Source organism: Massilia sp. Mn16-1_5, assembly GCF_004798585.1.
In the GTDB taxonomy this organism is placed as follows: Bacteria; Pseudomonadota; Gammaproteobacteria; order Burkholderiales; family Burkholderiaceae_D; genus Telluria.
Genome location: NZ_PPXQ01000009.1, coordinates 118,667 through 141,527, shown reverse-complemented (window position 1 = coordinate 141,527; position 22,861 = coordinate 118,667). Strand labels below are relative to the sequence as shown.

The window sequence follows — 22,861 nt, the reverse complement described above, 5'->3', positions numbered from 1 at the left end:
ACAGATTGCATTTGATTGCCTATCGCCGGAGCGAGCATTTGAAAACGACCGTCCTTGCCCTCTTCTTCATGGCCGCTGCTGCATCGGTACCGGCCGCGGCGCAAACCGCACCGCCTTATACGCTCGAGAACACCGAAGTGCGCGACCTGCGCGCCACTGCCCTGAAACGCGACTACCAGGTGTTCGTGGCGCTGCCCGACTCCTACCGCGAGGGCACGCGCAGCTATCCGGTGCTATTCGTGACGGACGCGAACTACGCCTTCCCGCTGGTGCGCAGCATCACCCAAAGGCTGACCAAGCACGCCGGCATGGAAGAGACGATCGTGGTCGGCCTGTCGTATGCGAAGGGAGACACGGGCGTGTACAGCCGCCGCCGCGACTACACCCCCACGGTGCCACGCAAGCACGACTATCGCTCGGACATGCCGGGCCGCCCGCTCGCCCTCGGCGAGGCGCCGGCCTACGCGCGCTTCCTGACGGACCAGGTGCTGCCGCTGATCGCAAAGCACTACCGCGCCGACATGAAACGCAAGTTCTTCGTCGGGCATTCCTATGGCAGCCTGCTGGGCCTGCAGATCCTGTTCGACAAGCCGCGCACCTTCGAGTACTACATCCTCGGCAGTCCTTCGCTGTGGTACGACGGCGGCGTGATGTTCAACCGGCTCGAGGTCTACGGCGAACGGCACCGCGACCTGCAGGCCAACGTCTTCTTCGGCATCGGTTCCCGGGAAGGGCTCGCCCCCGGCAAGAAGCGCGCGCGCGACGAAGAGAACGCCGACATGGTGGCCGACTTGCGCGATTTCGATAAGGCCCTGAAGGCGCAGCGCTATCCGAACCTGCGCACGCAAGTGAAGGTGTTCGCCGACGAGGACCATGCGAGCGTGTTCCCGCTCGTGCTCACCCACGGCTTGCGGGCCGTGCTGCCGACGAAAAAGTAAGCTTCCTCGCCATGCCTCCTGCACTGCGCTCCTCGTATGACGCCATCGTCGCCGGCAGCGGCCCGGGCGGCGCCAGCACGGCGCGCGAACTGGCGCGGCGCGGCCTGCGCGTGCTGGTGCTGGAACAGGGCGGCGCCGTGCCCCTGACCGGCACCGTCACCCAAATGGCCGCGATGGCAGCGGTGCCCGGCAAGGGCGCGTTCCTGCATCGCGACGCTTCGCTGCTGGTGTCCGGCACCACGCTTGGCGGCAGCTCGGCGGTCAATTTCGCGACGGCCGCCGCGCCGCCGCAGGCCCTGTTCGCCCGTTACGGCATCGACCTGTCCGCGCCCCTGGCCGAACTGCGCGTCGAGCTGCCGCTGGCGCCGCTGCCCGATACGCTCGTCGGTCCGATGGCGGCGCGCATGATGACGGCCGCGCGTTCGCTCTCGCTGGATTGGCGCAAGCTCGACAAGATGATCCGGCCCGAGAGCTGCCGCAGCGGCTGCTGGCGCTGCGTGTACGGCTGCCCCTTCGGCGCCAAGTGGACGGCGCGCGATTTTATCGACGAGGCTTGCCGCCACGGTGCCCAGCTGCTCGACCACGCGCGCGTGCTGCGTGTGCTGGTGCAGGACGGGCACGCGGCGGGCGTCGAGTTCGAACATGGGAAGCAGTTGCATACCGTCGCCGCCCCCATTGTCGTGCTGGCCGGCGGCGGCCTGGGCAGCCCGCGCCTACTGCACCAGTCGGGCCTGGGGCCGCGTCATGCTCCCTTCTTCAGCGACCCGGTGGTGGCGGTGATGGGCACCGTCGACGACATCGAGGGCGGCGCCGAGGTGCCGATGGCGGCCGGGCTGCACCTGCAGGACGAGGGTGTGGCGCTGGCCGACCTGACCCTGCCGCAGCCGATGTATGCGGCATTCGCCATGCAGGTCGGCCGGGTCGACCGGCTGCTTGCGCACCACCGCACCCTGTCGATGATGGTCAAGATTCGCGACGATATCGGCGGCAGTGTCGGCCCGCGCTGGGTCGATAAAACGCTGTCGGCGGGCGACCGCAAGAAACTGGCGCATGGGGTCGGGCTGGCGAAAGCCATCCTGCGCGAAGCCGGGGCCCATCACATCTTCAAATCGTGGCATTTCGCGGCGCATCCGGGCGGGAGCGTGCGCATTGGCGCAGGGGTGGATGCGGACTTGCAGACGTCCACGAAGGGGTTGTTTGTGTGCGATGCGTCGGTGATTCCGGAGCCGTGGGGATTGCCGCCGACCTTGACCTTGCTGTGTCTCGGTAAGAGATTAGGGGAACATGTAGCGACGTAGGGTGGGCATTCATGCCCACGCGGTCCACCGGTTGAAACCCTGCGGCGCATTGTTCGACCAATCAACCGTGCCATACCGCGTGGGCATAAATGCCCACCCTACGGTGCGCCGCCGCAGATTCACAATGACGCAAGCGCACGATCAATAATGCGGCGGCCGCTCGTTCGCCGGCATCACCTGGCCGGTTTCGCGCAGCGTGCGCACGTGTTCGGCCAGCTGCTGCACGATGCCCTCGAGCTGGTCGATGCGGCGCGCCTGCTGGTAGACGGTCGTATTCAAGCTGTCGACCAGGTCTTCCATGTGCGCCAGCTTGATTTCGATATCGACAAAACGGTCTTCGTGTTCCACGGTGTGTCCCTGCATTAAACGACCATTATGACAGCAGCTTGCCCGCATCCGGCTTCGGCGTATTCAGCAGCGCCTTCAGACTGGCCAGGCGGTCCTTCGGGCTGATGATTTCCGATTCCTTCGGTGGCGCATCGCCTTCGTCCAGCGCCATCTCCTTGATGAAGCGCGACGGATCGCAGTGCACCAATTCTCCGGCGCGCTTTCTCTTCTTGCACCAGGTGATCTGCAGCGAACGCTGGGCGCGCGTGATCCCGACGTACATCAGGCGCCGCTCTTCCTGGATGCGCGCGGCGATCTTCTCGATCGGATCGTCCGGGTCGCCTTTATGGGGCAGGATGCCCTCTTCCACGCCAACCAGGAACACGTGCGGATATTCCAGTCCTTTCGAGGCGTGCAGGGTCGACATGCGCACCGCGTCCTGCTCTTCGTCTTGTCCCTCGAGCATGGACATCAGCGCCACCATTTGCGTCAGTTCGAGCAGGTTCTTTTCCTCGCCGGTGCCATCGCGCCCGCCGTTGCCGCGTTCCTTCAGCCAGTTCAAGAACTCCATGACGTTCTGCCATTTGCCTTGCGCGGCGCGGTCGTCGAAGTTCTCGTACAGGTAGTGCTCGTAATTCATCTCCTTCATCATGTCGTCGAGCACCTCGGCCGCATTTTCCCCGCTGCCCGATGGTCCCGGGCGGGTGGCGCGGCTTTCCAGCTCGTCGATGAAGCGGCAGAAGTCGCGCAGCGGATGCAGCTGGCGGTCCTGCAGCTTCGCTTCCAGCCCGCCTTTACTCGCCGCCTCGAACAGCGAGCAATTCCACTGCTTCGACACCTCCCCGAGTACCTCGAGCGTGGCCATGCCGACGCCGCGCTTGGGCGTGGTGACGGCGCGAATGAAGGCCGGGTCGTCGTCCTGGTTGGCGATCAGGCGCAGGTAGGCGATGATGTCCTTGATCTCCGCCTTGTCGAAGAAGCTCTGGCCGCCCGACATCGTGTACGGAATGCGTTCCTTGCGCAGCGCCTGCTCGATGATGCGCGCCTGGTGGTTGCCGCGGTACAGGATCGCGTAATCGGTCCACTTGTTCTTGCGTTGAAAATGGTCGGCCGAGATCATGATCGCGACCTGGTCGGCTTCCTGCTCGTCGCTCTGCATCCCCAGCACTTTAATGGGCTCGCCCAGGCCGTGCTCCGACCACAGCGACTTTTCGAACAGCTTCGGGTTATTGCCGATGACGGCGTTCGCCGCCTGCAGGATGCGCGTGGTCGATCGATAATTCTGCTCGAGTTTAATCACGCGCAGGTCCGGGAAGTCGGTCTGCAGGGTTTTCAGGTTTTCGACCGAGGCGCCGCGCCAGGCGTAGATCGCCTGGTCGTCGTCGCCCACCGCCGTGAACATCGGCTTCTTGCCGAGGCCCGTCACCAGCAGTTTCACGAGTTCGTACTGGCAGGTATTCGTGTCCTGGTACTCGTCCATCAAGAGGTAGCGCAGTCGTCTCTGCCAGCGGTCGCGGATCGGCTCGTTATTCCGGAACAGTTCCACCGGCAGGCGGATCAGGTCGTCGAAGTCGACCGCCTGGTAGGCCTGTAGCGTGGCGACATAGCTGCGGTAGATGCGGCCGGCCTGGGCTTCGTCCTCGTCCTTGGCGTTGTTGATGGCATCGTCGGGATCGACCAGGCCGTTCTTCCACAGCGAGATCATGTTCTGGATGCGCCGCACTTCCTGTTTATCGGTGGTGACGGCCAGGCTGGAGACGATCGTGTAGCAATCGTCGCTGTCCATGATCGAGAATTTATCTTTCAGGCCGACGCCGGCCGCCTCCTGGCGCAGGATTTTTACGCCCAGCGAGTGGAAGGTAGAAACGGTCAGCTGCTTGGCCTGCTTCGGCTGTTTCAGCAGCTTGCCGATACGCTCCTGCATTTCGAGCGCGGCCTTGTTCGTGAACGTGAGCGCGGCGATCGTGCGCGGATCGTAGCCGCAGTGCTCGATCATGTACGCGATCTTTTGCGTGATCACCCGCGTCTTGCCCGAGCCGGCGCCGGCCAGCACCAGGCAGGGGCCGTCGAGGTAGAGCACGGCTTCGCTTTGCGGCCCGTTCAGGCCGAACTTTGGTGCGTTGGACATGGGAAATGTTCTTGAAGACAGCCGAGCATTGTAGCGAACCGGCTCGGTGCGCGCGCTACAATGTTCAGCATGAAAAAATTGCTAATTCTGTTACTGGCAGGGATGTTTGCCATGCCGGCGCTGGCGCGCCCGCTGCTGGTCGCCGCTGCCAGCGATCTCGGCTATTGTATCGATGAACTCGTCAGCGCGTACCGGAAAACGGCGCCTGAGGCCGAGCCCACCGTCTCCCTTGGCGCATCCGGCAACTTTTTTGCACAAATTCGCAACGGTGCCCCCTTCGAGGTCTTCCTGTCGGCCGACATGGATTACCCACGCCAGCTGGCCAAGCTCGGCGCCGCCGACGGCAACACCCTGGTTCCCTACGCCATCGGCCGCATCGCCCTGTGGTCGCTCGATCCGCAGCTGGATCCGAACCGCGGCCTGGCCGCCCTTGTCGGCGACGAGCGCGTAAAACGCTTCGCGATCGCCAATCCGGTGACGGCGCCCTATGGGCGCGCGGCCAAGGCCGCCTTGGTGCGCGATGGCCTGTGGGACAAGGTGCAAAATAAACTCGTGATTGGCGAAAACATCGCCCAAACCGCCCAGTTCGTCCAGACGGGTAACGCCCAGGCCGGCATCATTTCGTTTGCGACGCTGCACTCGACCAAGCTGAAGGGCGTCGGCCGCTACGCGCTCGTGCCGACCAAGGACCTGGCGCCGATCGAGCAGGGCGCGATCGTTACCAAAGCCGGCGCCGCCAACCCGCACGCCGTCGGTTTTATCCGCTTCCTGGGTTCGCCCGAGGCGCGCGCCATCCTTTCGCGCAACGGTTTCAGCCTGCCCGCGGGCGCCGCCGAATGACGGATTGGCAGTTCCCGCCCGAACTCTGGGACGCCATCGGCCTGACCCTGCGCCTGGCCGCCGTCACCTCGGTCGTGCTGCTGCTCGTCGGCATTCCGCTGGCGAATTGGCTCAACAACAGCAGGATGCGCGGCATCATCTTCGTCGAGACCCTGGTCAGCCTGCCGATCGTGCTGCCGCCCACGGTGATCGGCTTTTATTTGCTGATGCTGATGGCGCCGCAGCAGCCGGTCGGGGCGGCCTGGATGAGCGTGTTCGGCCATCCGCTGCCGTTTTCGTTTGCAGGTCTCGTGGCCGGCTCCGTCGTGTACAGCCTGCCGTTCGCCGTGCAGCCTTTCCAGGCCGCCTTCCGCGGCGTCGGGCGCGAGCTGGTGCAATCGGCACTGGCGCTGGGCCTGACGCGCCGCCAGGCCTTCTGGTCCATCGTATTGCCGCTGTCGAAACACGGGATCCTGACTGGTGTGTCGCTCAGCTTTGCGCACACGATGGGGGAATTTGGCGTCGTGCTGATGCTGGGTGGGAACATCCCCGGTCAGACCCGGGTGGCGTCGATCGCGCTCTACGATGAAGCGCAGAAGTTGAATTATGCGACTGCGCACGCATATGCACTGGTATTGCTGGCGATCTCGTTTGCCATCCTGATCGGCATCGCCTTCCTGCAGCGCCGCCAGAATGCGATCCTGCTATCGAATTAGCCGTCATTTCGGCTACCATCGCCCCTTTGGCGCCAGCGCATCCACCTGATACGAGCACGACACGATGAAATTCGAACACCTTATTGAAATTAACGACCTGCTCAACCCGCTGATGGACACCATCACGCGCGAGCAACTCTGGCGCGGCCTCGTGATCCGCGCGGAATCGCCGAAGCTGTTCGTGCCCCACCTCGACGACGCTGAGATCGGCCCCTGCGAAGCCGGGAGTTTCAAGCGCCGCCTGCGCTACGGCGACCTGGTGGTCGAGGACACGGTCATCCTCACGCCGCTGCAGGAAGTGCGTTACGAGGTACCGGCCCAGGGCGAGATCAGCGCGTCGACCTTGAGCATGACGATCGAAACGCCCGCCGAAGGCCGGCTGTACGTGCGCTTCCGCTACGACGACGGCATGGGCGAAGCGCTGGATGCGGCCTCGCAGATGTATGCGGATTTCAAGAAGTCGGCGTACCAGGAGGCCGATATCGATACCGTGCGCATCGTGCGTGAGATGGCGGCGGCGGGCAAGCTGGATGCGAGTTATCTGAATTAAGCGTGGCCGTTGGCATTTGCCCTTGTAGGGTGGGCACTCGTGCCCACGCGGTATCACCCTTCGATCAGAGGCAAACGTCGCCGAGATGCGCAACGTGAGTCCGCGTGGGGTCATTGAGGCCAATGGCCTCAATGACGGCTTCACTACAAGTGCCCACCCTACGATGTGCACAAGCCAACAACATCAGGTCCCCGGCTCCGAATCCGCCGCATCGGTGTGATTGGTCGCCTTCGCCAGGTTCGCCGCCAGGTCGCGCAGCGCCGTGCGCACGCCTTCCTCGATCACGGGGTGATAGAACGGCATGTCCAGCATCTGCGGCACCGTCAGGTGCGCCTGCACCGCCCAGGCCAGCAAGTGCGCGATGTGTTCGCCGCGCGGGCCGATCATCTCGGCGCCCAGGAAGCGGCAAGAACCGTACTCCGCATACACGCGCAGCATCCCCTTGTTCTGCAACATGACCCGGCTGCGGCCCTGGTTCTCGAAGGAGACCTGGCCGATCGCGAACTTCGGCCGCCCGCCTTCGCACAGGGTTTTATAACTTTTACCCAGCGTGGCGATGTTCGGTTCCGTAAAAGCGATGCCCAGCATGGCCCGGCGCAGCCCCGGACGCACGTCCGGATAGCGGCCCGCGTTCTCGCCGGCGATCTTGCCGTGGTCGGCCGCCTCGGCCAGCAGCGGCAATTCGTTATTCGCGTCGCCCGCGATAAAAATGTGGCTGGAGCCGCACTGCATGGTGCGGCTGTCGAATTCCGGCACGCCGTTCGGCAGCAAGTCCAGTCCCGTCGTCTCCAGCCCCATGCCGCGCACGTTCGGGCTGCGGCCGGTGGCCACCAGGACATATTGAAAACGTTCGCTCGTCTCCTTGCCGAGCGCATCGCGGGTGGTCAGCAGCACCTCATCGCCCTGCTGCTCTGCGCGCACGACTTCGGTCTGGAAGCGCAGGTCGAGTTCTGCGCTCAAGGTACGCGTGGCCGCGTGCAGCACTTCCGGGTCGGTCAATTGGGCGATGCTGCCGCCGCGCGCGAACAGGCTGACTTTGACGCCCAGCCGCGTCAGCGCCTGGCCCAGTTCCAGCCCGATCACGCCGGTGCCGATCACGGCCACCGATGAGGGCAGGTCGTCCCAATAAAACACGTCGTCGCTGGTGACGATGCCGGGCCCGACACCCTGCAGCTGCGGCAGGACTACCGGAGAGGAGCCAGTGGCGATCACGATCCGCGCCGCTTCGATCTCGGTGTGCTCGTCGACCACCAGGGTATGCGGGCCGGTGAAGCGGGCGTGGCCGCGGATGCGGTCGGTTTCCGGAAAACTCTCGACGCTCTCCAGCACGAAGCCGACGAAACGGTCGCGTTCCTTGCGCACGCGCTCCATCACGGCGCGGCCGTCGATGCGCTTTTCGCCCGGATGCACGCCGAAGCCGGGCGCGAGGTCGAGCATGTGGGCGGCGTCGGCGGCGGCAATCAGGAGTTTACTCGGCATGCAGCCGACGCGCGCGCAGGTGGTGCCGTAATGGCCGCTTTCGATGACGACGGTACGCGCGCCTTGCGCGTGCGCTGCGCGGTAGGCCGACATGCCGGCGGTGCCGGTGCCGATCACGGCGACGTCGACTTGCAATTTCTTCATGTTGTTCCTTATAAGTCCGCAGACGTGACAATACGCCTTTTTTGACGATGTCGGGTTACCGCTACAACGCAACAATTCGAGAGTTTTCCGGCGGGAGTACGCCGGTAAAATCTGGTGGCATCTACCGACGAAAGAAGATTGCACATGCATGCCAAGAAAACCAGCCTGACCAACGCGATCGTACTCCTTTCCACTCCTTTGCTCGCCCAGGCTGCCGCTCCCATGGCCCCGCCGCTGTCCTCGTATTTCCCGAAGCTCGAGCCAAATGCCGGCCTCGTGGCCGACATGGGCAATGGTGCAGGAATGGCCGTCGTCGGTCTGCTGACACCCGAGGTAACGGCCTCGGTCCGGCTCATCCTCGACAAGAACGCACGCATCAACACGATGTATATCGATTCTCAGGGCGGCGACATGCGCGCGGCGATGGCCTTGGGCGAGCTGGCAAGGGAGCGCAAGCTGCGCCTGGTCGTGGCAGGCCGCTGCTTTTCGGCGTGTGCGAACTATGTCTTCACCGCAGCGCGCAGCAAGGACGTCCTGCCAGGCTCGCTCATCGGCATCCATGGCAAGACCTATAGTTACACTTACAAGGACAAACCGCTGACCTTCAGCGCGAACGACAAGAACCAGGTGATCGCCGCCTCCGGTGACCCGTCGGCACCTGCGCAGGTCGCGGCACTCGACCGGGCCGAGCGGGCGTTCAACGCGGCAGTCGGGATCTCGAGCGCGTATCACGACGCCTACGATCGTTATGCGGCCCAGTACCGTAGTGCACCGGCCGGCAGCTGTCCCGCGGTCGACTATTGGGTCCTGCGCCGCCGGGATCTGGAAAAGATGGGAGTAGACGGCATGGGCGCCGTGTGGGAACCGGCCGACCAGGATGCGGCAGGCAATGCCGCAGCCCGCTTCGGATTCAATCCCAAGACCGTGTTCTTCGGCGACCCAGCGGCGCTGGCAGTGCGCTGCCAACCTGCGTCCGGTCTCATGGCAAAGCTGCGCGCCCTGTTTGAGTAGGATAGCCGCGGCGCGTCAGGCCATGCGCTAAATGTCGAGCGGGTCCACTTCCAGCGACCAGCGCACGCGCGTCTTCACGGCGCGCAGCAGAGATAACCACTCCTTTAAAAACGCCTGCAGCGCCGGGCGCGACGGCGACTCGACCAGCAGCTGGGCGCGGTCGACGTTATGCACGCGCGTCATCGTCATCGGAATCGGGTCGTTGAGCGTAATGGCATCGGTCGGCAGGATGTCGCGGGCTTCCTCGAGGAAGGCGATCGCGGTGGCCAGTTCCGGCGCCTCCGCGCGCAGCAGGGCCTGGTACATGTAGGGCGGCAGCGCGGCTTGCCGGCGTTCTTCCAGCAAGGTGCCGGCAAAGCGGTCGTAGTCGTGGCGCACCACGGCCGAGTACAGCGGATGCTGGGCGTAGCGGGTCTGGATCAGCACCTCGGAGGCCAGGCCTGCACGGCCTGCCCTTCCCGCCACCTGCATCAGCTGGGCGAACAGGCGCTCGCTGGCCCGATAATCCTGCGAGAACAGGGCCGTATCCGGATTCAGGATGCCCACCAAAGTCAGCTTTTTGAAATCGTGGCCCTTGGCGACCATCTGCGTGCCGATCAGGATATCGACCTCTCCCCGGTGCACGGTGTCGAAGGCTTCCTGGGCGCTGCCCTTCTTTCTCGTGGAGTCGGCGTCGATGCGCAGGATGCGCGCCTGCGGGAACATCGCGCGCAGGTTTTCCTCGAAGCGCTGGGTGCCGCGTCCCAGGGGCTGCAAATCGACGTTGCCGCAGGTCGGGCAATGTCTCGGGATGCGCAGCTCGAGGCTGCAGTGGTGGCAGCGCAGCCGGTGCTCGGGTTTATGCAGCACCATGAAGGAGGTGCAGCGGGTGCAGTTGCTGATCCAGCCGCAGGACTCGCAAGTGATGACGGGTGCATAGCCGCGCCGGTTCAGGAACAGCAGCGATTGTTCTCCGCGCTCCAGGCGAGCGCGCAAGGCCGCCAGCAGGCCACCGGTGAGACCCTCCTTCGGCTTGTCGCGCTCCATGTCGAGCAGGCGCACGGTCGGCAGCACGGCATCGCGCACGGCGCGCTCGCGCAGTTCCAGCTTGCGGTAGCGGCCCGTGCCGGCGTGGTGCCAGCTTTCCAGAGACGGCGTGGCGGAGCCGAGCACGATCGGAATGCCCAGCTGGTGCGCGCGCCAGACAGCCAGGTCGCGTGCGGAATAGCGCAGTCCCTCCTGCTGTTTATAGGAGGGGTCGTGCTCCTCGTCGATCACGATCAGTTTTAAATGCGGCAGCGAGGCCAGGATCGCTAGACGCGTGCCGAGCACGATGCGCGCCTGGCCCTGGTGGGCCGATAACCAGTGCAGCATGCGCTCGCCTTCGGACAGGCTCGAATGCAGGGTGGCCAGCATCAGGCCCGGGAAGCGCGCGCGGATATTCCCTTCCAGCTGAGGCGTCAGGTTGATCTCGGGGACCAGGATCAGGATCTGCGCTTGCGGGTCGCGTTGTAATACCTGGGCGCAGGCCTGCAGATACACCTCGGTCTTGCCGCTGCCGGTGACGCCGTACAGCAGCAGCGGCGTGAAGCCATGCGCGCCGCCGATGGCATCCGCCGCTTCCTGCTGCGACGGATTCAGGGGTGGCATGCCCAGCGGGCTCGGATCACCCGGCGGCGGCAATTTGCCCAGTTTTTTCAGGGCGCGGTCGAGCGCGACCGTCTTCGGCACGCGCAGATTCTTGGGCAGGCCGGGCAGCGCCACTTCGCCCAGCGGGCGCTGGTAATAATCGGCGGCGAAGCCGGCCAGTGCCAGCCATTGCGGCGACAAGGGAGTCAATTGGTCGCGCACGGCGATTGCGTTCTTCAGCTTGTCGGGCGGGACATCGGTTTCCTGGACGACGTCGACGATCAGGCCGACGGCTTCGCGGCGCCCGAAACTGACCAATGCCAGCTGGCCGATTCGCGGCGCAGTACCCTCCTCATGCGGCCAGCCGTAATCGAACACGCTGTTGAGCGGCGTATCGAGTGCAATTCGTAGGATGCAGTGCGCCAATGCCGAACCTTGTATAAAAGCTGTGGAAAACTTTGTGGAGAATGAACTGCTTGACCGGTGGAGAAGTTTACGTTAAGTCAAATGATGTACGGATCAGCTAAAAACAAGACCAAATAAACCATTTAGTTTCAATGACTTGCAGATACCGAAGTAGTCCACAGCAACTCGTTTACCGCAGTGCAACGATTGTGTATAACTGCTCTTTTGCTTATGGTAAATGCATAGAGCCTGTGACGATTTAAACAAGAGTCTGCGATGCCGTGCGTAAGTGCTTGTCAACGCAGAGAATTTCACAGATGAGCTAAACAGCCTGTGAATAACTTTGTGAACAAGGGCTGATAAGCTGCGATTTCTGCTTCGAAATACTCGCTTCCAGATGGTCATGTGTGCTGAGGAATGAAGATAAAACCCAGCAATTTCAACCACTTATGGTTTACCGCCTTTGTTCTTCACATGTCCACAGGTTTCATTGGGGCGGTTTCGCCACATGTGAACAAGTGTGAGATTGCGCTCTGCCGTGGTGCATGACGCGGGGCGCCACGAATGTGGCGCCGCAGCATTTTGATCAGGCGCTACGCTGTTTGCGGCTGAATTCGTGGACGGCGTCCACCATCGCCGTGACGGACTCCGGCGGCGTGAATTGCGAAATGCCGTGGCCCAGGTTAAAGACGTGGCCGTGGCCATGCGACGGCGTGCCATAGGCAGTCAGGGACCGCTCGACTTCCGCGCGGATCTGCTCCGGCGAGGCAAACAGGATGGCCGGATCCAGGTTGCCCTGCAGGGCCACGCGCTCGCCCACCAGGGCGCGCGCACGGCCCAGGTTGACGGTCCAGTCCAGGCCGAGCGCATCGGCGCCGATATTCGCCATCTCGTCGAGCCAGATGCCGCCGCCCTTGGTGAAGACGATGGCCGGGATGCGCACGCCATCCTTTTCGCGCTGGAGCTGGCTGACGACTTTCTCCATGTAGCGCAGCGAGAATTCCTGGTAGGCGCCATCGGCCAGCGCACCGCCCCAGGAGTCGAAGACCATGACGGCCTGGGCGCCGGCATCGATCTGGGCGTTCAGGTACTGGGCGACGGCGGTCGCGTTGATGTCCAAAATCCGGTGCATCAGGTCCGGACGCGCGTACAGCATCTTTTTGATGGTGTGGAATTCGCGCGAGCCCTGGCCTTCGACCATGTAGCAGGCCAGCGTCCACGGGCTGCCGGAAAAGCCGATCAGCGGCACGCGGCCGTTGATCTCGGTGCGGATCTGCGTGACGGCCTTGAAGACATAGTCGAGCGATGCCATATCCGGTACCTGCAGCGCCATCACTTCGCTTTCCGTGCGCAGCGGACGCTCGAACTTCGGCCCTTCTCCCTCGGAGAAGTACAGACCCAGGCCCATCGCATCGGGCACGGTCAAAATGTCCGAGAACAGGATCGACGCGTCCAGCGCATAGCGGTCGAGCGGCTGCAGCGTGACCTCGGTCGCGTAGTCCGGATTCTTTGCCAGGCCCAGGAACGAACCGGCGCGCGCGCGGGTAGCGCGGTATTCCGGCAGGTAGCGCCCCGCCTGCCGCATCAGCCAGACGGGCGTGTACTCGGTCGGCTGGCGCAGCAGCGCGCGCAGGAAGGTGTCGTTCTTGAGCGGGGCAAATTGTGGCATGGCTGACAATAGTGGACGTCGGAAGAGAGCTATTATCGCATCCATTGCGGCCGCTGCGAACGCTGCCCGATCCGGCCAACTCTTATAATGCAGGTCCACCTTCGATAGCACATTCACCACCATGACCGACGCCATCCGCAAGCAGGCCGCTCCCTGCGGCACCTGGACTTCCCCGATCAGCGCTTCCGTTGTCGCGGCCGGCGCCGTGCCGCTCTCGCAGATCGCCCTCGACGGTCACGACGTGCTGTGGCTGGCCGGACGCGCCAGCGAAGCGGGCCGCACCACGCTGCAGAGATTGCGCGCGGGCGCGAGCGCCGAGCTGACACCCAGCCCCTTCAATGTGCGCACCCGCGTGCACGAGTACGGCGGCGGCGCCTACGCGGTCGATGGCGGCACGGTCTGGTTCTCGCACTTCGCCGATAACCGTCTCTACCAGGTCGAGCCAGGCGGCGAACCCGTCTGCTTCACGCGCGAGGAAGCCGTGCGCTATGCCGACTTCGTGCCGGACCGCGCGCGCAATCGCTTGATCGCCGTGCGCGAAGACCACCTGGCCGGCGAAGCGTATCCCGTCAATACCATTTGCGCGGTCGGCTTCGACGGCGTCGAGTCCATCCTTGTCGACGGCAACGATTTCTATGCGGCGCCGCGCCTGTCCCCGGATGGACGCCATCTGGCCTGGCTGTGCTGGGACCATCCGCGCATGCCCTGGCAGGGCACGGAACTCTGGGTCGCCGACGTCAACCCCGACGGCAGCCTGGTCGACGGGCGCCTGATCGCGGGCGGTATCGACGAATCGATCTGCCAGCCCGAATGGTCGCCCGACGGCCTGCTGCACTTCGTCTCGGACCGCAGCGGCTGGTGGAACCTGTATCGCTTCGAGGACGGCGTCGTCCATCCGCTGTGCCCGCGCGAAGCGGAGTTCGGCGGGCCGCAGTGGAACTTCGGCGGCTCGATGTACGGTTTTATTTCCAGCGACGAGATCATCTGCACCTATATCGAGGACGGCATCAGCCGCCTGGGGCGCCTGTCCACGCGCGGCTGCCTGCTTACGCCGATCGAGACGCCGTACCAGGAAATCCGGGAGTTGCGCGTGTCGCCCGATGCGGTGCTGGTCCTGGCCGGCTCGCCGACGATTGCGCTGGAGCTGGCCCTGATCGACCCGCACTCCGGAAAACGCACCGTCTTGGTGCAATCGATCGCGCAGCTGCCGCCTGTCGAGAACCTGTCGGTCCCACAGAGCATCCGCTACCCGAGCGCGAACGGCCGCAGCGCGTACGCCTTCTACTACCCGCCGGCGAACGCGCAATTCGAAGCGCCAGCCGGCGAGCTGCCGCCCTTGATCGTGATCGGCCACGGCGGCCCGACCAGCATGGCGACCAGTACATTAAAACTGGCGACCCAGTTCTGGACCAGCCGCGGCTTCGCCGTGCTCGACGTGAACTACGGCGGCAGCTCCGGCTTCGGCCGCGTCTACCGCGACCTGTTGAAGGGTCAGTGGGGCGTGCTCGACGTCGAGGATTGCGTGGCCGGTGCGCGCTACCTGGCCGAACAAGGCACCGTCGATCCCGAACGCCTGCTGATCCGCGGCAGCAGCGCGGGCGGCCTGACGACCCTGAACGCCCTGACCTTCCACGACGTGTTCAAGGCCGGCGCCAGCTACTACGGCGTGTCGGACCTGGCCGGACTGGATGCGGATTCGCACAAGTTCGAATCGCACTACAACGAATACCTGATCGCCCCGAAAGCGCAGGCGCAAGCCGTCTATCAGGCGCGCTCGCCGATCCACCATACCGATGCCCTGAAGCGCCCCATGATTTTCTTCCAGGGCCTGGACGACAAGGTGGTGCCGCCGCAGCAGTCGGAAACCATGGTCAACGCCCTGCGCGCGCGCGGCGTACCAGTCGCCTACCTGACCCTGGAGGGCGAAGGCCACGGTTTCAGGAAAGCCGAGAGCGTGGTGCGCACCCTGGAAGCGGAACTGGCGTTTTATCTGCGCGTGTTCGGCATCGCGCTGCCGGAAGGCTTGCCGCAGCTGGAGATAGAGAACCTGGCTGCATGATCGGTACGGAACTGCTTGACGCCTTCGCCACCTGCTCGGCGCGTGAAAAACTGATCCTCGGCCTGCTGGCGCTGGCCGGCGAGCCGCTCGGGCGCACGCGCCTGCGCGAGCACCTCGAGCTGCTGCAAGCATTTACAGGCGAAGACGAGTTGACGGCCACGCTCGCCCAGCTGCGCGAACGCGGCCTGGCCGCAGAGATTGCCCAGCGTGGCAGCGTTGTCGTGCCGAACGCCGCGTGGCCGGCGATCGAGTCCGTGCTGCGCGAAGGCCGCCTGGACGAGGTGCGCGCGGTCTACGACAGCGTCAATCCGCTGCGCCGCGACTGGCAGGGCAATCCGGTCCTGCGCAGCTACCGCCAGGGACTTGCCCTGCTGCGCATGGCCCTCGTTGGCGGCGACGGTCCGAAGGCGATCGCGCCGCTGCTGTCCGCCTGCCTGCGCTGCCACGAGGCGGCCTACCTGCACCCGCTGGTCGAAATCTGCGCACGGCCCTTCGAGCCGGAGCTCATCGGGCGCATCAACCCGGCCCTGCGCGACGAGGTGCTGGCGGTACTGATCGACCACGTCCAGCGCGAGCCCCTGAGCGCGCCGGCGGTGCGCGCCTATGCCGAGGAACACGTGGCGCAAGGCGGCGCCTCGATGGCGCTGCGCACCGCGCTGGCCGAACACCTGATCCTGTGCGGCCGCCTGGACGACGCCGGCGCCCTGCTGCAGGACATGGACGATTCGATCGCCCTGTTCTACCGCAGCACGCTGCTGCTGCTGCGCGACCACCTCGACGAGGCGCTGGCCGGTTTCGACGCGGCCTTGAAACAGCTGCGGCGCGAGACGGGCAAGAGAAAGCAGGTGTTTGCCGGCATCGGCGGCCACCTGTACGTGGCGGCCCTGCTGCGCCGCGGCGATGCCAAGCACCAGAAGGCCGTCGAAAGCTATCTGGACAGCGCCACGCGCGCCGTGCAGAGCCACGACACGGCCGTCTATCAACAACTGAGCATGCTGCGCCAGATCCGCGGCGGCACCGTCGATGCCGAGGTGCTTCCCTCGCGGAACTGGGAGACGGCGCTGCAGCCGATCACCTTCCGCGCGCTGCTGCACTGGTGGCTCGGCATGCCGCAGCTGGCGCAGCAGCGCACACGCCTGGAAGAAGCATTGAGCCTGTCGGAAAGCGCAGGCTTCGATTTCCTCAGCGCGACATTGGCGGGCGTGCTCGGCCAGCTGGGAAGCATCGGCCACGAGCAGCGCGCCATCGCGCTGCGCCAGCGCCACCGCCTCACCGACATGAGCCACTGGTTCGAACGCGAGCAGCCCTGGGAACGCCAGCTGAATGCCCTGATCAACCTGCAGCCGGCCGTGAACGTCGAGGCGGTGAAGGAATCGCGCCTCGTCTGGCTAATCCGCTACGACCCGGTGCTGGGCGTGCAGGAAATCGAACCGCGCGAACAGAAGCGCGATGCGCAAGGTGCCTGGAGCCGCGGCCGCCCGATCGGATTGAAACGCCTGACGGAGGATGCCGCCACGCTCGACTTCCTCACTGCGCAGGATTTGCTGGCGGTGTCGAGCATCGGCGCCGCGCGCCAGTACTACGGTAGCGGCCTGCGCTATGAATTCGACCTCGACAAGGCTTTATCGGCCCTGATCGGCCACCCATTGCTGTTCTGGTTCGACGCGCCCGGTACCCGGGTCGAGCTGCTGCCGGGCGAACCGGAGCTGCTGGTAAAGGCGGCGCGCGAGCACGTGACGATCTCGCTGCGTCCGCCGGTGAGCGACAACAGCGGCGAAGTCGTCGTCACGCGCGAGACCCCGACGAGACTGCGCGTGGTGCGCATCCGCGACGAGCACCGCCGCATCGGCGCCATCGTCGGCGATGCGCTGGTGGTGCCGCTGGAGGCGGAGATGCGCGTGCTGCAGGCGATCGGCGCGATCTCCTCGATCGTCACCGTGCAGTCGGACATCGGCGCCAGCAGCGCCGACATCGAGCGCATCGATGCCGACCCGCGCCTGCACGTGCACCTGCTGCCCTACAACCAGGGCCTGCGCCTGCGCATCCTGGTGCGTCCGCTGCCGGACGGCGCCTATTACGCGCCGGGTAGCGGGGCGGAGCGCGTGATCGCCGACGTCCAGGGCGTGCGTACCGAAGCGAAGCGCGACCTGAACGCCGAACGCGAGGCGGAGCGCCAGCTGATCGCCGCCTGCCATGCATTGGAAAGCGCCGAGGAAGAACACGACGAATGGCTGCTCGGCGCGCCGATCCACTGCCTGGAACTGGTGAGCGAACTGCAGGAGCTCGATGCGAGCAAGGTGGTGATCGCCTGGCCCGAGGGCGAACCCTTCCGCGTCAGCGCCAAGGCGAACTCGAAATCCGTGCGCATCAACATCAAGCGCGACAAGGACTGGTTCGCGGCGAACGGCGAGATTGTCATCGACGAGAACCGCGTGATGGATTTGCGCGAGCTGCTCGACAAGGTGAGAAACAGCGAAGGCCGCTTCGTGGCCCTGGGCGACAACCAGTTCATGGCGCTCACCAATGAGCTGCATCGGCGCCTGATGGACCTGGCCGCCTACACCGACGCCGGTAAGGAAGCCCTGCGCGTGCATCCGCTGGCCAGCTTCGCATTGGAAGAGCTGGCCTTGGGGGCCGGCGGCGTCGAAGCGGATAAAGCCTGGCGTACGCATTTGAAAAAAATGGCGGACAGCGCCGCCTACGAACCGCAGCTGCCCTCCACCCTGCAGGCCGAACTGCGCGATTATCAGCGCGAAGGTTTCGAGTGGCTGGCGCGCCTGGCCCATTGGGGCGTGGGCGCCTGCCTGGCCGACGACATGGGGCTCGGTAAAACCCTGCAGGCGCTCGCCCTGATCCTGCTGCGCGCCCCGAACGGACCGACGCTGGTGGTGGCGCCGACTTCCGTCTGCACCAACTGGATCGCGGAAGCGGCACGTTTTGCGCCCACCCTGAACATCAGGCTGTTCGGGCCGGGAGAGCGCGCCGAGATGCTCGAGCAGGCCGACAAGTTCGACGTCGTCGTCGCCAGCTACGGCCTGTTGCAGCTGGAAGCGCCGCTGTTCGCGAAAAAGCGCTGGCACACGATCGTCATGGACGAAGCCCAAGCTTTCAAAAATGCGGCGACCCGGCGTTCGCAGGCGGTGATGGCGCTGCAAGGGGACTTCAAGATGGTGGCCACCGGCACGCCGCTGGAAAACCACTTGGGAGAGTTGTGGAACCTGTTCCGCTTCATCAATCCGGGCCTGCTCGGCACGGCCGACCAGTTCCAGTTGCGCTTTGCCGGCCCGATCGAGAAGGCGCAGGACAAACGCGCCGAAGCAGGTGCGCGGGCGAGATTAAAACGCCTGACGCAACCCTTCATCCTGCGCCGTACCAAGAGTCAGGTGCTGACCGAGCTGCCGCCGCGAACCGAGATCGTGCTGCCGGTGGAATTAAGCAGCGAAGAGACGGCCCTGTACGAATCGTTGCGCCGTGAAGCGCTCGATAAACTGGCCTCGCTGGAAGCGCCGCAAAGCCAGAAGTCGATCGCGATCCTGGCCGAGATGATGAGACTACGCCGCGCCTGCTGCAATCCTGAGCTGGTCGCGCCTGGCCTGGGCATCGCCAGCAGCAAGCTGGCGGCATTCGCGCACCTGCTCGACGGTCTATTGGAGAACCGCCACAAGGTGCTCGTGTTCAGCCAGTTCGTCGACCACCTGTCGCTGATTCGCCAGCACCTCGATGCGCGCGGCATCCGGTATCAGTACCTGGACGGCTCGACGCCGATGCAGGAACGGAAAAAACGCGTGGATGCCTTCCAGGCCGGAGAGGGCGATTTGTTCCTCATCAGCCTCAAGGCCGGCGGCGTCGGCATCAACCTGACGGCGGCCGACTACGTGATCCACATGGACCCGTGGTGGAACCCGGCGGTCGAGGACCAGGCCTCGGACCGCGCGCACCGCATGGGCCAGCAGCGCCCGGTGACGATCTATCGATTGGTGGCGCGCCATACGATCGAGGAAGGCATCGTCGAGCTGCACCATCATAAACGCGACTTGGCCGACAGCCTGCTCGAGGGCGGAGATATGTCGGCGCGCATGTCGCCAACCGACATGCTGGCCATGCTGCACCAGGGACTCGGCCGTTGAACGCCCAGGACGCGCTGGCCTTTGTGCATGCGCACGGCGTCGTGCTGGCCTCGGCGCGCGGGCCCGTGCCGACGCTGACCCACGCGATCGCAGGGGAGCCGATCCGCGGCAGCTGGTGGAGCCACCCGCAGGGCAAGCATATCTTCGCCGTGCTGAACGCGGTGAGCGCGGATCCCGACATCCTGGTGTGCCGCCTGGTGGCCGATAAAATCACGCTGGTGCATCGGCGCTTGTGGCCTGCGCTGGCGGCGGCCGCGCCCACGTTCGCACCCGGCCGCCTGGCGCGCGTAAAACAGGAGCACAGCGCGCGCGGCCACCATGAAAACAGCGAGACGCCCTTCCCTGACTGGCTGCCGGCCGGCGTGCTGGAAGAGGCCGCATTGCTGGACCCGCAGGCGGCGCTGGCCGCGCTGGGGCCAACATTTGTTACAAACCCGGGGCAGCGCAGCGTGCGCGAATAATGCTAATCTGGCGCGCTGCCGCGTTCGAACGGGCGCCGCCGCTACCCGACATCTCCATCTTTACGGGCCGAATACGATGATGAAAACGAAACTCGCGCTGGCAGCCATGATCGCCAGCCTCGTGCTGGCGCCAGCTAGCGCCAAGCCAGCCAAGACCGGCAAGCCGAAAGCGGCCAAGGTCGTCAAATCCAAGGCGTCCAGTAAACGCGCCGCCGCGCCGGTCGCCAAGGCCAAGGGTAAACCGGCAAAGGGCGGCAAAGGCAAGGCTGCCGCAGCGGCGGCCGGCGCCGCCGCCGTCGCAGCCGTTGCTACCAATGCGGCACCGGCACGCGCCCAGGTGCAGGCGCCGGCATCGAGCGAAAAACGCCTCGACCGCCGCGCCGACGCCCTCAGCATGCAGTACCTGACGGCGCTCTGGCGCATCGATCCGGAAGGCGGCATCGCGGTCGGCAAGTTCGACGCCGCTGCGAATCTCACGATTCCGGACGACGCCACGCGCGCAAAAAAGCTCGCCTTCGCCGAGGAATGGCTGGAGAAATTCAGGAAGATCGACACGCGCCAGCTGTCGCCGCGCCAGCGCACCGACCTTGCCCTCCTGATCAACAAGCTGGAAACGGACCGCTGGCGTCTGACCACGCTGCGCGAGTTCGCATGGAACCCCTCGCTGTACAACATCGCCCAGCCGCTCGATCTGATCCTGAATACCGAGTACGCAGCGAAACCGCAGCGCCTGCGCACCATCCTCAAACGCCTGACCAATGTGCCGGCCTACTACCAGGCGGCGCAAGCGAGCATCGTGAACCCGACACGCGAGCACACGCAGCTGGCGATCGCCCAGGCGCCGGGCGCGCTGGTGGTGCTGGCCGACCTGGGCCAGGCGGTGCAGAACTCGATCCTGAACGTGCAGGAAAAGGCGATCTTCGCCCAGCGCATCGCGAATGCCGGCTCCGCGGTGCTCGGCTATGTCGACTTCCTGACGAACCTGGAAAAGACGCAGGCTGCCAGCGGCACCGCGCGTCCGTTCAGGCTCGGCAAGGCGCTGTATGAACAGAAGTTCGCGCTCGAGATCCAGTCGGCCAGCAGCGCCGAGCAGATGTACAACAAGGCGCTGGCCGCACGCGAGGAACTCCTCACGCGCATGAACGCGATCTCGGACGAACTCTGGCCACGCTACATGGCCGACGTGCGCAAACCGAACGACCGCTTCCAGAAGATCGGCATGCTGATCGAGCGTCTCTCAAGCCGCCACGTCGCCCGTGAAAACTTCTTCCCCGAGATCCGCCGGCAGATCCCGATGCTGCAGGACTGGGTGATCAAGAACGATTTGTTGACGCTCGATCCGGACAAGCCGCTCGAGGTGCGCGAGACGCCGATGTACCAGCGCGGCGTGGCCGGCGCCAGCATCGATGCGCCGGGCCCGTACCGACCAAAGGACAAGACCTATTACAACGTGACGCCGCTGGACGGTCTGTCGGCCGAACAGGCCGAGAGCAGCCTGCGCGAGTACAACGAGTGGATCCTGCAGATCCTGAACATCCACGAGGCGATCCCCGGCCACTACGCCCAGCTGGTGCACGCCAACCGTTCGCCCTCGCTCGTGAAATCCCTGTTCGGGAACGGCGCGATGGTCGAGGGCTGGGCCGTGTACGGCGAACGCATGATGCTGGAATCGGGCTATGGCGGCAACGCGCCCGAGATGTGGCTGATGTACTCGAAGTGGAACCTGCGCAGCGTCACCAACACCATCCTCGACTACTCGGTGCACGTGAACGGCATGGGCCGCGAGGAGGCACTCGACCTGTTGACGCGCCAGGCCTTCCAGACGCGCCAGGAAGCAGTCGAGAAGTGGCGCCGCGTGCAGCTGTCGTCGGTGCAGCTGACCAGCTACTTCAGCGGCTATGCCGAGATCATGGAACTGCGCGAGCAGCGCCGCCAGGCCCTGGGCGAGCGTTTTAATCAGAAGGCCTTCCACGACCAGTTCCTCAGCTACGGCAACGCGCCTGTCAAGATGATCGCGGAGCTGATGCGCGATTGATCCTCGATCGCGCTTGCGAGAGACCGGAGACGCGTGCTCCGGTTTTTTTTTGCCTGCCGCGTTTTTTGAGCGCCCACAAATCCCCGAAAATCCACCCCCTTACGATCTGAGGCTTGCGCGTTTTTTACTCCAACCTCTCGATCAAGGGATCCTGCATGAAAGCGATCGTTTTACCCTTCCTCCTGCTGCCGCTGGTCCTGGCCGGCTGTTCGACCACGCCCGGCATCGGTTCCTCCGGCGCGAAGACGGTGGCCACCGGCGCGGCCGGTGGCGCCACCGCCATCAACGCCAACGAGCAGCTTGAAAAATGCGACAGGACGCTTGGCACCTTGTCCATCGTCGAGGAAGCGAACCAGCCCTGGATCCAGCAGTTCACCGCCGAATACCGGATGCAGAGCACCGTTCCCCTGCTGCGCATGATCGTGCAGCAGTCGAACTGCTTCGCCATCGTCGAGCGCGGCCAGGCCTTCCGCAATATGCAGACCGAACGCGCGCTGATGGAAGCGGGAGAGCTGCGCAAGACCAGCAACATCGGCAAGGGGCAAATGGTCGCCGCCGACTACACCATCACGCCCTCGGTCACCTTCAGCGCGAAAGGCACCAAGGACTACGGCGCCCTGATCGGCGGGCGCGCCGGCCTGGTCGCGTCCCTGATCGGCGGCTCGATGAAAGCGAACGAGGCCTCGACCATGCTGCTCCTGACCGACAACCGCTCCGGCCTGCAGCTGGCCGCGGCCGAAGGCAGCGCCAAGAACTGGGACTTCGGCATGATGGCCGGCTTCTTCCACCACGGCCTGGCCGGCGCCAGCGGTTTCAGTAACACCCCGCAGGGCAAGGTGCTGGCCGCCTCCTTCATGGACTCGTACAACCAGCTGGTGAAAGCCGTGCGCAGCTACAAGGCGCAATCGGTCGACGGCGGCATGGGCAATGGCGGGATGCTGAAGACGAACTGACCCTCACCCTACGCTGTGCAAAACCGCACAAACGGCGTGCCTGTGCGCCGCTTGTGCGCCATCCCCGCAGGTCTAGAATAAGTTTGGCGACTTCTCGTCGCCCCATAAAACTATACAGACAGCGGAGACAAGCC

Annotated in this window: 16 protein-coding genes; 11 read left to right on the top strand and 5 right to left on the bottom strand. The window is 64.8% G+C overall.

Annotated elements, in window-relative coordinates; translation table 11 throughout:
- The first annotated feature begins 38 nt into the window (after positions 1-38).
- The gene (locus C2862_RS12610; RefSeq protein WP_229467405.1) at positions 39-938 is read left to right on the top strand and encodes an alpha/beta hydrolase; all 900 of its coding nucleotides are present in this window, start codon (positions 39-41) and stop codon (positions 936-938) included.
- A gap of 11 nt (positions 939-949) precedes the next feature.
- Positions 950-2,236 carry an FAD-dependent oxidoreductase gene (locus C2862_RS12605; protein ID WP_136220479.1) on the top strand — a complete coding sequence of 429 codons (1,287 nt, stop codon included), beginning with the start codon at positions 950-952 and terminating at the stop codon, positions 2,234-2,236.
- Between the two features lie 141 nt (positions 2,237-2,377).
- On the opposite strand, the gene C2862_RS12600 is transcribed toward C2862_RS12605, so the two are convergent.
- Complete coding sequence (locus C2862_RS12600; RefSeq protein ID WP_136220478.1) at positions 2,378-2,584, bottom strand: SlyX family protein; 207 nt, start codon at positions 2,582-2,584, stop codon at positions 2,378-2,380.
- A gap of 25 nt (positions 2,585-2,609) precedes the next feature.
- Positions 2,610-4,691 (bottom strand): UvrD-helicase domain-containing protein, encoded by a 2,082-nt coding sequence (locus tag C2862_RS12595; protein WP_136220477.1) that lies wholly within the window; start codon positions 4,689-4,691, stop codon positions 2,610-2,612.
- Between the two features lie 69 nt (positions 4,692-4,760).
- Between C2862_RS12595 and modA the strand changes: the two genes are divergently transcribed.
- The 3 genes from modA (at position 4,761) to C2862_RS12580 (ending at position 6,776) form a co-directional block, all read left to right on the top strand.
- Entirely contained in the window at positions 4,761-5,531 is a 771-nt protein-coding gene (modA, locus tag C2862_RS12590; protein WP_136220476.1) for a molybdate ABC transporter substrate-binding protein, read from the top strand.
- Positions 5,528-6,226: a molybdate ABC transporter permease subunit gene (gene modB / locus C2862_RS12585; protein WP_136220475.1), complete on the top strand. Its 699-nt coding sequence runs from the start codon at positions 5,528-5,530 to the stop codon at positions 6,224-6,226. The genes modA and modB overlap by 4 nt, the downstream gene beginning before the upstream one ends.
- A 64-nt stretch (positions 6,227-6,290) precedes the next feature.
- Positions 6,291-6,776, top strand: a complete 486-nt coding sequence (locus C2862_RS12580) for an SRPBCC family protein (protein ID WP_136220474.1) — start codon at positions 6,291-6,293, stop codon at positions 6,774-6,776.
- A gap of 183 nt (positions 6,777-6,959) precedes the next feature.
- Here C2862_RS12580 and C2862_RS12575 read toward each other — a convergent pair whose 3' ends face one another.
- On the bottom strand, positions 6,960-8,399 hold the full coding sequence (locus C2862_RS12575; RefSeq protein ID WP_136220473.1) for a dihydrolipoyl dehydrogenase: 1,440 nt from the start codon (positions 8,397-8,399) through the stop codon (positions 6,960-6,962).
- A gap of 144 nt (positions 8,400-8,543) precedes the next feature.
- Here C2862_RS12575 and C2862_RS12570 point away from each other — a divergent pair, with 144 nt between their 5' ends.
- Positions 8,544-9,410 (top strand): hypothetical protein, encoded by an 867-nt coding sequence (locus tag C2862_RS12570; protein WP_136220472.1) that lies wholly within the window; start codon positions 8,544-8,546, stop codon positions 9,408-9,410.
- A 27-nt stretch (positions 9,411-9,437) separates the two neighbouring features.
- On the opposite strand, the gene C2862_RS12565 is transcribed toward C2862_RS12570, so the two are convergent.
- Entirely contained in the window at positions 9,438-11,444 is a 2,007-nt protein-coding gene (locus C2862_RS12565) for a primosomal protein N' (protein ID WP_136220471.1), read from the bottom strand.
- A gap of 565 nt (positions 11,445-12,009) precedes the next feature.
- Positions 12,010-13,092 carry a uroporphyrinogen decarboxylase gene (gene hemE / locus C2862_RS12560; RefSeq protein WP_136220470.1) on the bottom strand — a complete coding sequence of 361 codons (1,083 nt, stop codon included), beginning with the start codon at positions 13,090-13,092 and terminating at the stop codon, positions 12,010-12,012.
- A gap of 121 nt (positions 13,093-13,213) precedes the next feature.
- Here hemE and C2862_RS12555 point away from each other — a divergent pair, with 121 nt between their 5' ends.
- The 5 genes from C2862_RS12555 to C2862_RS12535 all read left to right on the top strand — a co-directional run bounded on the left by C2862_RS12555 (position 13,214) and on the right by C2862_RS12535 (position 22,727).
- Entirely contained in the window at positions 13,214-15,151 is a 1,938-nt protein-coding gene (locus C2862_RS12555) for a S9 family peptidase (protein WP_136220469.1), read from the top strand.
- Entirely contained in the window at positions 15,148-19,278 is a 4,131-nt protein-coding gene (locus C2862_RS12550; protein ID WP_136220468.1) for a DEAD/DEAH box helicase, read from the top strand. The genes C2862_RS12555 and C2862_RS12550 overlap by 4 nt, the downstream gene beginning before the upstream one ends.
- Entirely contained in the window at positions 19,275-19,739 is a 465-nt protein-coding gene (locus C2862_RS12545) for a hypothetical protein (protein WP_136220467.1), read from the top strand. The genes C2862_RS12550 and C2862_RS12545 overlap by 4 nt, the downstream gene beginning before the upstream one ends.
- Positions 19,740-19,815: 76 nt before the next feature.
- Positions 19,816-21,774: a DUF885 domain-containing protein gene (locus C2862_RS12540; protein ID WP_136220466.1), complete on the top strand. Its 1,959-nt coding sequence runs from the start codon at positions 19,816-19,818 to the stop codon at positions 21,772-21,774.
- A 155-nt stretch (positions 21,775-21,929) separates the two neighbouring features.
- Positions 21,930-22,727, top strand: a complete 798-nt coding sequence (locus C2862_RS12535; protein WP_136220465.1) for a CsgG/HfaB family protein — start codon at positions 21,930-21,932, stop codon at positions 22,725-22,727.
- The last annotated feature ends 134 nt before the right edge of the window (positions 22,728-22,861 follow it).

Coding starts and splice junctions, on each gene's coding strand:
- C2862_RS12605 (WP_136220479.1), top strand. CDS start 950: ATGCCTCCTGCACTGCGCTCCTCGTATGACGCCATCGTCGCCGGCAGC.
- C2862_RS12595 (WP_136220477.1), bottom strand. CDS start 4,691: ATGTCCAACGCACCAAAGTTCGGCCTGAACGGGCCGCAAAGCGAAGCC.
- modA (WP_136220476.1), top strand. CDS start 4,761: ATGAAAAAATTGCTAATTCTGTTACTGGCAGGGATGTTTGCCATGCCG.
- modB (WP_136220475.1), top strand. CDS start 5,528: ATGACGGATTGGCAGTTCCCGCCCGAACTCTGGGACGCCATCGGCCTG.
- C2862_RS12580 (WP_136220474.1), top strand. CDS start 6,291: ATGAAATTCGAACACCTTATTGAAATTAACGACCTGCTCAACCCGCTG.
- C2862_RS12575 (WP_136220473.1), bottom strand. CDS start 8,399: ATGAAGAAATTGCAAGTCGACGTCGCCGTGATCGGCACCGGCACCGCC.
- C2862_RS12570 (WP_136220472.1), top strand. CDS start 8,544: ATGCATGCCAAGAAAACCAGCCTGACCAACGCGATCGTACTCCTTTCC.
- hemE (WP_136220470.1), bottom strand. CDS start 13,092: ATGCCACAATTTGCCCCGCTCAAGAACGACACCTTCCTGCGCGCGCTG.
- C2862_RS12555 (WP_136220469.1), top strand. CDS start 13,214: ATGACCGACGCCATCCGCAAGCAGGCCGCTCCCTGCGGCACCTGGACT.
- C2862_RS12550 (WP_136220468.1), top strand. CDS start 15,148: ATGATCGGTACGGAACTGCTTGACGCCTTCGCCACCTGCTCGGCGCGT.
- C2862_RS12540 (WP_136220466.1), top strand. CDS start 19,816: ATGATGAAAACGAAACTCGCGCTGGCAGCCATGATCGCCAGCCTCGTG.
- C2862_RS12535 (WP_136220465.1), top strand. CDS start 21,930: ATGAAAGCGATCGTTTTACCCTTCCTCCTGCTGCCGCTGGTCCTGGCC.